Consider the following 12625-nt stretch of genomic DNA (forward strand, 5'->3'; position numbering starts at 1 on the left):
TGCGACGCCGTCGCACGTCATCGGGCTTGATTGCGAACCGCCTTCGGCAGCAGCGCATCGGGCAATTGATCGAAGCTGTAGCGCCGCGGCCGGTTGCGCGTGACGAAGCCGCCGACCTGCCAGGTGAACAGCGCCGCAAAGCCGACCAGGAACAGCGCGCCCATCCAGTTCGAGGTCAGCAGCGCCGTCAGCAGCAATCCGATCATTGCCACCGCAAGGCAGGCCAGCAGCGCCAGCGCGGCGGTGTATGTCTTCGGCCCGAGGCCTCCGACCAGCCTGGCGTTGCTACCCGCCGCCTGCATCCGGCGATGCAGCTCGACGATGAAGTCGCGGTAGAGATGGCCCTGCGGCGCCACCAGCGTCGCGGTCTGCCAGGTGGTCGAGAGGATCGCGATCCGCCCGCCCTTGGCGTTATCGATGTCGGCGCGAAACCGCTGCTGCTGCATCGAGACCGGGCGATAGGACAGCTTCACGACGGAGATGTCGGTGTAATCCCACACGCCCGACCTGCCGGCGATCCGCCACGCCAGCCCGTCCTCGGTCAGCTCGAACTGGTGCGCCGAACCGATCAAGGAGGCCTTGTAGGCGTAGCGCAGCGGCGAGCCCTCGCCTGCCTCCGATCGATCCTGCAACGTTGTTGGCAAGCCGCCGTTCCACCCGTCCAAATCCATCCGCGCGCTTGCGCGGAACGTCACGGCTATCCTACAAGCGAGCCATGCCCGAGACGACCTATTTTCCGCGCTACCTCATCCTCGGCGGCGCGATGATATCCGGCGTGCTGCTGGCGCTTGCCGTGCACATGCTCGGCGCGCGTTACGGGCTCGACCTCGGCGGCCTGTGGCGTTCCGACAGCCATGAGTTCATGCCGGCGGGTGCGGCGATCGCGTGGTGGCTGATCGCGAGCGTCGGATTTTCGGGCGGCTACTTCACCGCCAATCTGATGCACAGCGCGGTGGCCGGCCAGATCCCGCAACGGATGCGCAACTTCCTGATCATCGTCGGCGTGCTGATGCTGGCCGGCGCCGGCCAGGCGGCGTCGGCGCCGAGCACGGTCTCGACAATTTCCGCCGTGCTCGCGGGCCTTGCCGCCCTGTGCCTCGGCGCATTGATGGCGTTCTGCGGCGCCTATTTTGCCCTGCGCAAGAGCTAGAGCGTTTTCGAGCGAAGTGGACGCGGTTCGCGTGATGAAAACGCGTCCAAACCAGAATCCAGCTCTCCGGCCTTCCAACTCAGGCGACCGAACGTTCCGGCACCCGACGCAACATCTTGGCGACGTCGGCTGCCGGTCGCGGCGGGCTGAACAGATAGCCCTGCGCCTGCGTGCAGCCCTCCCGACGCAGCAGGTCGAACTGGGTAGCGGTCTCGACCCCTTCGGCTGTCGTGACGATGCCGAGGCTCTTGCCGAGGCCGGTGACCGCGCGCACGATCGCCATCGAGTCCTCGCGTGTCGCAAGGTCGGTGACGAAAGACCGGTCGATCTTGATCTTGTCGAACGGGAAGCTGCGCAGATAGCTCAGCGAGGAATAGCCGGTGCCGAAATCGTCCAGCGAGATGCGGACGCCGAAGCCGCGCAGCTCATGCAGCACCGCGAGCGTCGCCTCGCTGTTCTGCAGCAGCACCGATTCGGTGATCTCGAGCTCAAGCCGGTCCGCCGACAGGCCGGATGCTTCCAGCGCCGCCTTCACCGATGACACCAGGTTCGGGTTCTTGAACTGCACCGGCGAGAGATTGACGGCAACCGCGACAGCCTCGGGCCAGCCCGCGGCATCCGTGCAGGCCTTGCGCAGCACGATCTCGCCAAGCGGAACGATCAGCCCGGTCTCCTCGGCGACAGGAATGAAATTGTTCGGCGCGATCAGGCCACGCAACGAATGGTTCCAGCGCGCCAGCGCCTCGAAGGCGACGATCCGATCGCCCGCGACATCGCGGATCGGCTGGTAGTAGACCTCGAACTCGTCATGCTCGAGCGCGAGCCGCAGGTCGCGCTCCAGCAGGCGCCGCGCCTGCGCACGCGCATCCATCCCGGTCTCGAAGAAGCGATAGGTGCCGCGGCCGTCGGCCTTGGCGCGGTACAGCGCAAGATCGGCCTTTTGCAGCAATTCGTCGGGATCCTTGCCGTCCTCGGGCGCGAGCGAGATGCCGATGCTGACGCCGATCACGAGCTGATGGCCGCCGATCTCGTAGGGCGCAGCGATCCGCTCGACCACGAGACTTGCCAGCGACGACACGACGGACGGCTCGCAATTGCTGCAGAACTGCACGATGGCGAATTCGTCGCCGCCGAGCCGCGCCACGGTGTCGTGCTCGGTGACGCATTGGCCCAGCCGGCGCGCGACTTCGCGCAGCAGCGCGTCGCCGATCGGATGTCCGAGCGTGTCGTTGATTTCCTTGAAATGATCGAGATCGAGACAGAGCACGGCCAGCTGGTCGGAACGCTTGGCCAGTCTCGAGGCCTTCTCGAGCTGCTCGCGGAACAGCGTCCGGTTCGGCAAATTGGTCAGCGCGTCATGCCGCGCCATGTGCGAAATCTGTTCCTGGGCCTGCTGCCATTCGGTGATGTCCTCGAAGGTCGCGACCCAGCCGCCGCCCTTCATCGGCTGGTCGACGACACGGATCGCGCGCTCGTTGCGGCTGACGATCCGCGTCGCGCTGTGGCCGGCCCTTGCCTCGGCGACGAGAGCATTGCAGAACTCCTCGGGATCGCCGTCCCACTCGCCGATGGAATGGAGGTCCTGCAGGACGTCGATCAGCAGGCGTCCCTGCAGCGGCACGCGACTGCGCCCCATCATCTCGCTGTAGCGCTCGTTGAACAGCATGATGCGGCCGTCGGCATCGAACATGCACAGCCCCTGCGACATGTTCTCGAGGGCGGTATCCAGCACCATCTTCTGCTTGTGAAGCTCGGTCTTGGCGCGACGGTCGAGGATCGAGGCGATCAGCGAGAGGCCGAGGATCGCGAAGGCCGCAACGGCGGTCATGAACGAGAGCACGCGCGGCGAGACCGTAAGTCCGCCGGACACGATCGTCGGATCCGGGACGAGCGTCACCGCGCCCATCGCGGTGAAATGATGCGAGACGATCGCGACGGTCAGAAGACCGGTCGCGGCGGCGGTGGTGCCGAAACGTTCGCCACGCGTCGCAACGACGAGCGCGAGCGCGCCGAACAGGCTTCCGAACGCGATCGACGAGGCGACGATGCCGGGCGACCAGACGATGCGCGCGGGCAGCTCCAGCCCGAGCATGCCGGTGTAATGCATCGCCGCGACACCGGCGCCGACGATCGCGCCACCGGCCGCAACCGTCTGCCAGCGTCCATCGAGCGTGGCGACGGCCAATCCGACCGCCAGGATCGCAACCGCGAGCACCAGCGACAGTAGCGTGATGGGAATGTTGTACCCGGCCTCGATGCCGGGATCGTACGCCAGCATGGCAACGAAATGGGTGGCCCAGATACCGCAACCGCCGACCGCCGCATCGAGGCCGATCCAGATCTCGCGGGCCCGCCCCTGCGCAGCGCGGGCACGGTGAAACAGGCTGATCGCGACGGCGCTGGCGAGCAGGCAGATCACCCCGCCGAGGACGACCAACCGCCAGTCATGTTCCAAAGTGAGACAAGTCAGAACGCGATACATATAGGCCCCCTTTATGGACCTATAAGAACAGACGCATTCGTGTAGGAACGGTAACCGCACCGCAGCAAGGTTCCACGCATGGTGAAAAAGCCTTGAATGCACGCGATCGCGCAAGGGCAACGCGGAGATGCCTCGCGGCAGTGCGTCTCAACGCCGAGTCTCTGACCATGCGCCGATCCAGATCAGTGCAGCGGCCGCCAGCAATACGCCGGCGGAGATGACGAGGGCCGCATGCAGGCCGGCGATGAAGGCCGCGGACCGGCTGACCATCGAGCCGAACAGTGCAACACCGAGCACGCTGCCGGTCTGCCGGGTCGCATTCAACACTCCGGCCGCGATGCCGGCATGCTGCGGCTCGGCGCTGCCGAGCAGCGCCGATGTCAGCGGCGGCACCAGCAGGCCGAGGCCGCCGCTCATGGCCAGCAATTGCAGGCAGATTGCGAGGTAGCTCGTGCCGGGGCCGATGAACAGCATCGCAAGACAGCCGGCGGCGGAGAGAGCGGCGCCGAGCGCGATTGTCGCCGGCGCGCCGATCCGCTCCGCGACATGCGGCGCGATCAGGTTGGCGGGCAGCACGGCGCCGAGCATCGGCACGAACGCGAGGCCAGTGGCGAACGCCGACAGCCCGTTGACCTGCTGGAAGTAGAGGCTGAGCACGAAGATCAGGCCGTAGAACGCGACATTGACCAGGAGGCCGACCAGCGAGGTCAGGGCAAACATCCGGTGGCGGAACAGCGAGAGCGGCAGCATCGGCTGCGGCGCGCGCGCCTCACGCCAGACGAACAGCACGGAGAAGACGGCGGCGAGAGCGAAGCCTGCGATCACGAACGGGTTGCCCCAGCCGAGCGCGCCGCCTTCGATCAGCGCGCCGGCCAACGTGCCGAGCGCGGCGATCGCCGCGACCTGCCCCGGCAGATCGAGCCGGTGTTGCTGATGACGCGTGGTTTCGCTGGCAAAGCGCCAGGCGAGCCACAAGCCGGCGAGGCCGATCGGCAGGTTGACCAGAAAGATCGCGCGCCAGCCGACCAGCGCGATCAGTCCGCCGCCGACGAACGGGCCGGCGGTCAGCGCAAGGCTCGCGCCCGCGGCCCAGACACCGACCGCCCGTCCCCGCGCCTTCTCGTCTTCATAGGCATGGCGGAGCAGCGCCAGCGAGTTCGGCACCAGGATGGCCGCGGCCAGCCCCTGCACGCAGCGGGCGGCGATCAGCGTCGCCGCATCAGGCGCGACCGCGCAGCCAACCGATGCCGCGGTGAAGATCGCAAACCCGGCCATGAAGATGCGCTTGGCGCCGATCCGGTCGCCGAGCGCGCCCGCGGTCAGGATGAAGGCCGCAAAGGCAATCGTGTAGGCGCTGACCACCCATTGCAGTTCGGCAACGCCGCCGCCGAGCGAGGCGCCGATCGCGTTGAGCGCCGTGTTGACGATGGTGACGTCGAGCTGCACGACGCCATAGCCGAGACTCATCGCGGCAAGCGTCAACGTCGCCGCGAGCCCGCTCGTTTGCCGATGCGACGTTGCGCGGCGGTCCGGCATGTGCCGGACGTTCAGGGATGTCTGTTGCATGGTCTTGTCCTTGCTCTCGGCAACCAATGCGAGACATAGGCCTTCGTTTCGCCGCAACACTTCGCCACGGATCGAAGTGTGAAATCGCGTGCCTGGCCGATCTGTCCGACAGCGGCCCGCTTGCGCGGCGTTTTGCCTCAATAGACCTACGGACCGCCCTCGCGCGGCTCACCGGCCCGAGCGCAGGGCGGATCATGCGCATGCGTGCGTCGACTTCACACTTTGGTAAACGTCACAGCCGGCTCAGCCGTCCCCATGCTGATGCATATCGTCCATTCGCCTCGCGCCAACGAACCCGCATCGACGCCGGGACGGCCGCAAAATCGGCAAAAAAGCCGACGAAACCGCCTGAAACGGCGGAACATGCAGTGGCCCCATCGCGGTCCTGCGACTCACATTCCGCAGAGCGAGAACATATGTAGCCAATATGACAATGACGCTGGACGAGGGCCGAAGGTTGGCTTGTCAAGGGCTGCACAACGCATCGGTTTTGCCTTATGGGTCATCGCGTACGGTGCGTTTGCCCGTCACCCGTCGCCGTCCGTGACCGGGTCCCACTGAAATTTGCCGCCCCGCCGGGAGGATGAATGCTTCGGCTGCTGACCACGCTTGGGCGTGGTTTCAAGGAAAAGATCGGCTGGAAACGGCTCGGGATCGCCGCGAGTGTGTTGATCATCGCGTTCGCGATCACGTCGCTTGTTCACACCCTGAAGGGCGTCGATACCGGCATCATTCTCACCGCGCTCACCAACATCGCGCCGCACCGGATCGCGCTGGCGGCGCTCTGCGTGGTCGGGGCGTTCTGCACGCTGACCTTCTACGACTTCTTCGCGCTGCGCACGATCGGCAAGATCCATGTCCCCTACCGCATCGCAGCGCTGTCGAGCTTCACGAGCTACACGATCGGCCACAATATCGGCGCCACGGTGTTTACCGGCGGCGCGATCCGCTTCCGGATCTATTCCGATTATGGCCTCTCCGCGATCGACGTCGCCAAGATCTGCTTTCTGTCGGGCCTGACCTTCTGGCTCGGCAATTTGTTCGTGCTCGGCTTCGGCATGGCCTGGCACCCGGCGGCGGCGTCGGCGATGGACCTGCTGCCGCCGGCGATGAACCGGCTGATCGCGCTCGGCTGCCTTGCCGGCATCGGCGCCTATTTCGTCTGGCTCCTGACCGGCGAGAAGCGCCGCGAGCTCGGCCAGAATGGCTGGAAGGTGGTGCTGCCCTCGGCCAAGCTGACGCTGCTGCAGATCCTGATCGGCGTGGTCGATCTCGGTTTCTGCGCGCTCGCGATGTACCTGCTGATGCCGACCGAGCCGCATATCGACTTCGTCTCGCTGGCGGTCGTGTTCATCCTGGCGACGCTGCTCGGCTTCGCCAGCCACGCCCCCGGCTCGATCGGCGTGTTCGACGCCGCGATGCTGGTGGCGCTGCCGGAGTTCAGCAAGGAACAATTGCTGGCGACGCTGGTCGTGTTCCGCATCCTCTACTTCCTGATCCCGTTCGGGATTTCGATCTCGATCATGGGCATGCGCGAGCTCTGGCTCAACGTGGTGCAGCCTTGGCAAGAGCGGAAACGACTAAGCCAAGCCTGCACGGCTTCGGCGACCGTGCGGCAACCGATCGAAAGCCGGCAGCAGCGGGTCAGGCAGCTGAAACGGTAACGGACAACGTTATCGGCCCCTGTGCGGGCCCTCGACCCCGGATTTTCGATCCTCGCGGCCGCTTCTCTTATTTTCGCCGTACCGCTCGCGTCAAACCGCGCCATGATTGGCTTTTTGGTTCGATTTTCGTTTCGGGTGACGGTCTGCAGCGTGCTGCTCGGCAGCGCGCTGGCCGCGGTCTTCGCATCGGCCGCGGAGGCGCAGGACAACCAGCTGCAGATCTCCTGGGAGGTCCGCAACCGCTTCCGCCTGTTCCGCGAGGAACGCGACTTCCGCCTGCATGTCGAAAGCGGGCTTGGCCGCAGCGTGCTGGCCTCGGAACAGACGCTGGAACTGCAAAGCGACGGCCGCGGCTGGGCGCGCAACACCGTGAACCGGCTCTGCATCGACCTGCAGGGCCGCGTCAGCGAGCCCTGCACGCGCGACAACGTCAAGGAAAGCTATCTGACGCCGATCGATCATCCGATCGTCGTACGGCTCACCGGGCCGGTTCCGGTCGGCGCGACCTGCGCCTGGTCATTCGACGACGGCGATGGGCCGCAATCCTCGACATTCGATTGCGCCGAGCCGATCAACCTGCGCGTCCGCTACGGCCGCACCACGGTCGCGACCGTCGACGTCGCAAGCGGCTCGGACGCCAACCAGCGCGTGACGACGCAGATCGAGGTACGTGACTTGCTGATCGCGGGCCTCGGCGACAGCATCGCATCCGGCGAGGGCAATCCCGACCGCGCGATTGCGCTCTCCGACGAGGGGTTCTGCTTCCGCTCCTATCTCGGCGGAGCGCAATATTACCGGCCGAGCCGCGCCGGCTACAAAGGCGGCCGCGCCTGCGAAGCACCGGACACCCTGACCAACTGGCAGCGCCAGAGCGCGCTGTGGCTCAACTCGGCCTGTCACCGGTCGCTGTACAGCTACCAGACCCGCACGGCGCTCGCGCTCGCCGTGCAATATCCGCACATCGCGGTGACCTATCTGCCGCTGGCCTGCACCGGGGCCACCATCGCCGACGGCCTGCTCGGCTCGCAGCAGGCGCGGGAATGCCTGCCGACGAAGACAGCCAACACCTGCTCGGGCACCGTCAACGGCCAGATCGCGGAGCTGCGCACGGCACTCGCCGCCGCCAAGCGCCGTCAGCCCGACCGCACCCTCGACCTCGTGCTGCTGTCGATCGGCGCCAACGACATCTACTTCTCCGGCCTCGTCGCCAACGTGATCGTCGATACTCCGACCGAGCGCACGCTGTTCAGCCGCGGCGGCTCGATGGCCAGCGTCGAGGATGCCCGTTCGGCGCTGGCGCGCGACCTGCCGGCCGATTTTGCCAAGCTGCGCGATGCGCTGAAGCCGCTGGTCGGCGGCGATCTCTCGCACGTGATCTACACGGCCTATGCCAATCCGGCGCTGGCCAATGGCGGCGCGCCCTGCCCCGGCGGCCGCGCCGGCTTCGAGATCCATCCCTCGTTCAATGCGGATCCCAACCGCCTCGCGTCGGTCTCGAGCTTCGTGCAGAACGAGTTCCTGCCGCAGCTCAAGGCGATCGCGCAGTGCCAGTCCGGCATCATCTGCCGCAATCCGCAGGCCGACCGCATGACTTTCGTCGATGCGCATCAGGACGCGTTTGCGAGCCATGGCTTCTGCGCACGCGCCTCGACCGATCCGGAATTCGACCGCGACTGCTTCGCCGCCAACGGCGACAGCTTCGTCTCGGACATCGTCGCCGCGGCCAACCAGCCGCTGAAATGCGGCCGCAGCGCCGGCGAATACCGCGCCTATCTGCCGCGCGCGCGCTGGATCCGCGACGCCAATGACAGCTACTTCACGGCGATGACCTACCCGCAGGGCCTGCCGTCCTCGATGCAGCCAAGCGACATCCACGACGCGACATGGGGCATCCTGTCGGCGGTGTATGGCGGCGCGGTGCATCCGAGCGCCGAAGGCCATGCCGCGATGGCCGATGCGGCGGTCCCCGCGGCCACCACCGTGCTGCAGTTGAATACCGCTGTGCCCGAAGTGATTACCGAGCCGGTCGCGCCACTGCCGATGCCGATTGCACCGACGGGACAGCGCTGAACGCTCACGCTGCCACGCAAGAGCGGAGCACGAGCGTGCGCAGATCGGAGCGTCAGCGAGAGAGAAGTGTTAGTGCCGCTTCGTCGCGGGCACCGGCGCCGCCGGCTTCGCCACGGCGGCTTGCGCCGGCAGATATTTGGCGACGATCGCGGGATCGAGTTGGGCCACCGCGGTGTCAGGCAGCCGGGTCCAGACCTCATCCTTGCCGAACAGCGAGATGCCGAGAAAGCCGCGCATGGTCAGCGTCTGACCATCGGCGCTCAACGTCATCTTGGCCTTGTAGACCTTGCCGTTGCGCGGATCGAGCACGTTGCCGCCTTCATAGGCGAGCCCGTTGCGCTTCATGTCGCGGATGAGGGGAATGCCGAGCCACGGCATGTCCTTGCGATCGTCGGTGCATTTCGAGCAAACCGGATTGGGCGGGTCGCCGGGCGATGAGAACATCTTTGCGATCATGCCTTCGAACAGGCCATTGCGCTCGATCACCAGGAACCAGCCCTCGGGCTTGCCGTCTTCGATCTTTTGCCACAGGCCGGCAGCCGACGGGTCGGCCGCCGAGGCCGCAAGCGGAGCAGCTAGCGCAAAGGCCGTGGCGATCGCGAGGATCAGCCGAAGTCTGGATAGCGTGTTCCGCATCATCATCACCTGATCAATCGACCAACTCGACTACAAGCAGACTACGGCCATTTCACGGAGCGTTCCAGTGCCCGCTACGGACAGTGCCCGCGCCGCGCAGGAGCCGCGCAGGAAGTGGCCCATGCCCCTGGCATTGGTCTCTGCCCGAGTGAAATCAGTTCACCCCGAGCTTCTTCTGCAGACTCGATGACGAGGTTGTGTACTGGAACACCAGCCGCTTGTCCGGATACACGTAGCGGTGCGCCTTCTGCGCCATCAGCGCACCCTCGTGGAAGCCGGAGAGAATGAGCTTGAGCTTGCCCGGATAGGTGTTGATGTCGCCGATCGCGAAGATGCCTGACACGTTGGTCTCGAACGCCGCGGTGTCGACCGGCACCAGATTGTTCTCCAGCGCCACGCCCCAGTTCGCGACCGGACCGAGCTTCATGGTGAGTCCGAAGAACGGCAGCATCGTATCGCAGGCGATCGTCGAGACCGCATTGTCGTTGCCCTTGAGCGCCGCGCCCGAGAGCTGGCCGTTGGCGCCTTCGAGCCCCGTGACCTGGCCGATCTTCAGATCCATCCTGCCGTCGGCAACGAGCGCACGCATCTGCTCGACGCTGTGCGGCGCCGCGCGGAAATCGTCGCGCCGGTGCAGCAGCGTGATGCGCTTGGCGATCGGATGCAGATTGAGCGTCCAGTCGAGCGCGGAGTCGCCGCCGCCGACGATCAGGATGTTCTTGTCTCGGAATTGCTCCATCTTGCGCACGGCATAAAACACCGACGTGCCTTCATAGGCCTCGATGCCCGGCACCGGCGGGCGCTTCGGCTGGAACGAGCCGCCGCCGGCCGAGATCACGACGACCTTGCACTCGAACTCCTTGCCGGCATCGGTCTTCACGCGGAACAAGGGATCGCCGATCTTCTCGATGCTCTCCACCATCTCGTTGAGATGGAAGGTCGGATTGAACGGCTTGATCTGCTCCAGCAGCTGTTCGGTGAGGCCCTGACCGGTGACGAAGGGAATTCCGGGAATGTCGTAGATCGGCTTCTCCGGATAGAGCTCGGCACACTGCCCGCCGATCTTGTCGAGGATGTCGACCAGATGCACCTTCATGTCGAGCAGGCCCAGTTCGAACACGGCGAACAGTCCGCAGGGGCCCGCGCCAATAATCAGCACATCGGTCTTGATCGCTTCGCTCATGTCCGCTTCTTTTCAGTTGAGATCGACTGGACGGCTTTTTCGCCTGTCCAGCCAAGTGGGCCGGATCGCGACATGCATAATAGGGACAGCGGCTGGCGCGGCAACCCCTTGCCGAGCCTGCGCAAGTCGGCTGTATGGGCGGGAAACCGACGGAGATCCCCCTCGTGAATGCCCCTGTTCGTGCTGACGATGCGCCGCGCCTGGAAGACTTTCCCTACCGCCTGTCCGACAATGTGCGCTTTGCCGATCTCGACCCCAACGGGCACGTCAACAACGCCGTCTATGCGAGCTATTTTGAAACCGGCCGCGTCACGCTGGTGAAGGACCGCAGCATGGGGCTGATGCCGGCGGGGCTCGGCTGGATCATGGTGCGCCTCGACATCCATTTCCGCGCCGAGCTGCACTGGCCGGGTCAGATCGAGCTCGGGCTCGGTCTCGTCAAGTTTGGACGCACATCGACCACCTTCGACCAGGTGGTGTTTTCGGAAGGCAGATGCGTGGCGTCGGCGAAGGCGGTCACGGTGATGATCGATGAGGCCACGCGCAGGCCGGCGCCGCTGCCGGCGGAGGTCAAGCAGAACTTCCGCCGCTGGGTCCGTCGCGGGGTGAATCCGGACGGCGAATAAGAGATCTTAGGCCTGTCGCTCCGGCGTCGACACGACCAGTCCGTCGAGATCGTCGGTCACCTTGATCTGGCAGGACAGCCGCGAATTCGGACGCACGTCGAAGCCGAAATCCAGCATGTCCTCTTCCATCGGCGACGGCGCGCCGACCTTCTCGCGCCAGGCTTCATCGACATAGACATGGCAGGTCGCACAGGCGCAGGCGCCGCCGCATTCGGCTTCAATGCCGGGAATGGCGTTGCGGATCGCGCCTTCCATCACCGTCGCGCCGTTCTCGATGTCAACTGTGCGTTTCTCGCCGGAATGGTCGATAAAGTGGATTTTGGCCATGATTGCTCGTGCTGCCGGAATGCGCCGGACGATGGATGGAAAGGTCCCGGGCAGTCGTATAACGGGTCGATCCGCACAGCGCTAGCGCGGAGACCGAAAACCTGCCCGCCGGTTGGGAAGCCGCCCAAGCCGTCGCGGCGGGCCGCCGAGATACCGGACGCCTAGGAGCGGCCCAGGATCAACTCGATCGCCGTGCGCGCCTCGGCGATCGCGGCGCCGAGCGCGGCGAGCGGCTGGGCCGCATCGGAACCGCCGGTCAGCGCGGTCTCCAGCTGGGCAGCAGCCTCGGCGACGCCGAAGGCGCCGATCGCCCGCGCCGATCCTTTCAGGGTGTGGGCATGGGTCGCCGCCTCGGGCGGCAAGGTGGCCAGTTCACCGAGGATCCGGGCCGACTGGGTCGAGAACATGGCCAGCACTTCCCGCTCGAGGCCCGGATCGCCCAGCGTCATGCGCTGAAGATGATCGACGTCGATCGGCCCGGCGCCGGGCGCCAGCGGCGGCGATTGCGTCCATTCGACCCGTTCGAGGTGAAGCGGCATGGCCTGTCCCTGTCGTCTCCGCCGGGCCCTTGCCGGCGGATCGTTGCCCCAGCCAATCACGAAACTGGTTAACGGATTGTTGTTGGGATGATCGGCAAAACCGCCCGATTCTGGACAATTTCCGGACACAATCGGCGCTCTACAGCGGGAATTTCGAGTGCCCATAAGGCCTTATGGCGCAAAGCTGTTAACGATGATTAAGAAAGTATTAATCGCAAGCATTTCATTCGCATCGCTCTCCCAATAGGATGTTTGCGGATGTAGCGGACAAGCCGCCCAGGGGGCCGGCTTGCGCTCCGCTTGTGGGCACCGGCTTCGAGCTTGCGTGGGGACGATCGCAGGCTCGCCGACGCGTAAAATAGTGAGAGGGCTCAGACTGAAC

11 protein-coding genes are annotated in these 12625 nt (G+C 65.6%); 4 read left to right on the top strand and 7 right to left on the bottom strand.

The features are described 5' to 3' along the window. Window positions 1–17: 17 nt before the first annotated feature. Window positions 18–671, bottom strand: a complete 654-nt coding sequence (locus tag ACSKB9_RS09615; RefSeq protein ID WP_438072768.1) for a hypothetical protein — start codon at window positions 669–671, stop codon at window positions 18–20. A 44-nt stretch (window positions 672–715) separates the two neighbouring features. On the opposite strand from ACSKB9_RS09615, the gene ACSKB9_RS09620 reads away from it, so the two are divergent. Beyond that, on the top strand, window positions 716–1150 hold the full coding sequence (locus ACSKB9_RS09620) for a hypothetical protein (protein WP_438072770.1): 435 nt from the start codon (window positions 716–718) through the stop codon (window positions 1148–1150). Between the two features lie 79 nt (window positions 1151–1229). Here the strand turns inward: ACSKB9_RS09620 and ACSKB9_RS09625 are convergent, their stop codons facing one another. Next, window positions 1230–3632, bottom strand: coding sequence for an EAL domain-containing protein (locus ACSKB9_RS09625; protein ID WP_438072772.1), 2403 nt, complete (start codon window positions 3630–3632; stop codon window positions 1230–1232). 147 nt (window positions 3633–3779) lie between these two features. Continuing rightward, a complete protein-coding gene (locus ACSKB9_RS09630; RefSeq protein WP_438080134.1) occupies window positions 3780–5168 on the bottom strand; it encodes an MFS transporter in 1389 nt (462 codons plus the stop codon). Between the two features lie 617 nt (window positions 5169–5785). Here ACSKB9_RS09630 and ACSKB9_RS09635 point away from each other — a divergent pair. Together ACSKB9_RS09635 and ACSKB9_RS09640 are read left to right on the top strand one after the other, a co-directional pair. Continuing rightward, complete coding sequence (locus ACSKB9_RS09635) at window positions 5786–6862, top strand: lysylphosphatidylglycerol synthase transmembrane domain-containing protein (RefSeq protein ID WP_028337716.1); 1077 nt, start codon at window positions 5786–5788, stop codon at window positions 6860–6862. A 102-nt stretch (window positions 6863–6964) separates the two neighbouring features. Continuing rightward, on the top strand, window positions 6965–8932 hold the full coding sequence (locus ACSKB9_RS09640; protein WP_438072774.1) for a hypothetical protein: 1968 nt from the start codon (window positions 6965–6967) through the stop codon (window positions 8930–8932). A 69-nt stretch (window positions 8933–9001) separates the two neighbouring features. Here the strand turns inward: ACSKB9_RS09640 and ACSKB9_RS09645 are convergent, their stop codons facing one another. Beyond that, entirely contained in the window at window positions 9002–9568 is a 567-nt protein-coding gene (locus ACSKB9_RS09645) for a DUF2147 domain-containing protein (RefSeq protein ID WP_057016746.1), read from the bottom strand. Window positions 9569–9722: 154 nt separating this feature from the next. After that, on the bottom strand, window positions 9723–10751 hold the full coding sequence (locus ACSKB9_RS09650) for an NAD(P)/FAD-dependent oxidoreductase (RefSeq protein ID WP_057016688.1): 1029 nt from the start codon (window positions 10749–10751) through the stop codon (window positions 9723–9725). A gap of 164 nt (window positions 10752–10915) precedes the next feature. On the opposite strand from ACSKB9_RS09650, the gene ACSKB9_RS09655 reads away from it, so the two are divergent. Beyond that, the gene (locus ACSKB9_RS09655) at window positions 10916–11377 is read left to right on the top strand and encodes an acyl-CoA thioesterase (RefSeq protein WP_092085034.1); all 462 of its coding nucleotides are present in this window, start codon (window positions 10916–10918) and stop codon (window positions 11375–11377) included. Between the two features lie 6 nt (window positions 11378–11383). On the opposite strand, the gene ACSKB9_RS09660 is transcribed toward ACSKB9_RS09655, so the two are convergent. Together ACSKB9_RS09660 and ACSKB9_RS09665 are read right to left on the bottom strand one after the other, a co-directional pair. Beyond that, window positions 11384–11704 carry a 2Fe-2S iron-sulfur cluster-binding protein gene (locus ACSKB9_RS09660; protein ID WP_016841525.1) on the bottom strand — a complete coding sequence of 107 codons (321 nt, stop codon included), beginning with the start codon at window positions 11702–11704 and terminating at the stop codon, window positions 11384–11386. Window positions 11705–11865: 161 nt separating this feature from the next. After that, window positions 11866–12243, bottom strand: coding sequence for an Hpt domain-containing protein (locus ACSKB9_RS09665; RefSeq protein ID WP_438072777.1), 378 nt, complete (start codon window positions 12241–12243; stop codon window positions 11866–11868). Between the last annotated feature and the right edge of the window lie 382 nt (window positions 12244–12625).

The organism is Bradyrhizobium sp. BR 1433 (assembly GCF_051547665.1).
GTDB classification, from domain to species: domain Bacteria; phylum Pseudomonadota; class Alphaproteobacteria; order Rhizobiales; family Xanthobacteraceae; genus Bradyrhizobium; species Bradyrhizobium australafricanum.

Coding starts and splice junctions, on each gene's coding strand:
- ACSKB9_RS09660 (WP_016841525.1), bottom strand. CDS start 11,704: ATGGCCAAAATCCACTTTATCGACCATTCCGGCGAGAAACGCACAGTT.
- ACSKB9_RS09615 (WP_438072768.1), bottom strand. CDS start 671: ATGGATTTGGACGGGTGGAACGGCGGCTTGCCAACAACGTTGCAGGAT.
- ACSKB9_RS09625 (WP_438072772.1), bottom strand. CDS start 3,632: ATGTATCGCGTTCTGACTTGTCTCACTTTGGAACATGACTGGCGGTTG.
- ACSKB9_RS09620 (WP_438072770.1), top strand. CDS start 716: ATGCCCGAGACGACCTATTTTCCGCGCTACCTCATCCTCGGCGGCGCG.
- ACSKB9_RS09635 (WP_028337716.1), top strand. CDS start 5,786: ATGCTTCGGCTGCTGACCACGCTTGGGCGTGGTTTCAAGGAAAAGATC.
- ACSKB9_RS09645 (WP_057016746.1), bottom strand. CDS start 9,568: ATGCGGAACACGCTATCCAGACTTCGGCTGATCCTCGCGATCGCCACG.
- ACSKB9_RS09630 (WP_438080134.1), bottom strand. CDS start 5,168: ATGCCGGACCGCCGCGCAACGTCGCATCGGCAAACGAGCGGGCTCGCG.
- ACSKB9_RS09665 (WP_438072777.1), bottom strand. CDS start 12,243: ATGCCGCTTCACCTCGAACGGGTCGAATGGACGCAATCGCCGCCGCTG.
- ACSKB9_RS09650 (WP_057016688.1), bottom strand. CDS start 10,751: ATGAGCGAAGCGATCAAGACCGATGTGCTGATTATTGGCGCGGGCCCC.
- ACSKB9_RS09640 (WP_438072774.1), top strand. CDS start 6,965: ATGATTGGCTTTTTGGTTCGATTTTCGTTTCGGGTGACGGTCTGCAGC.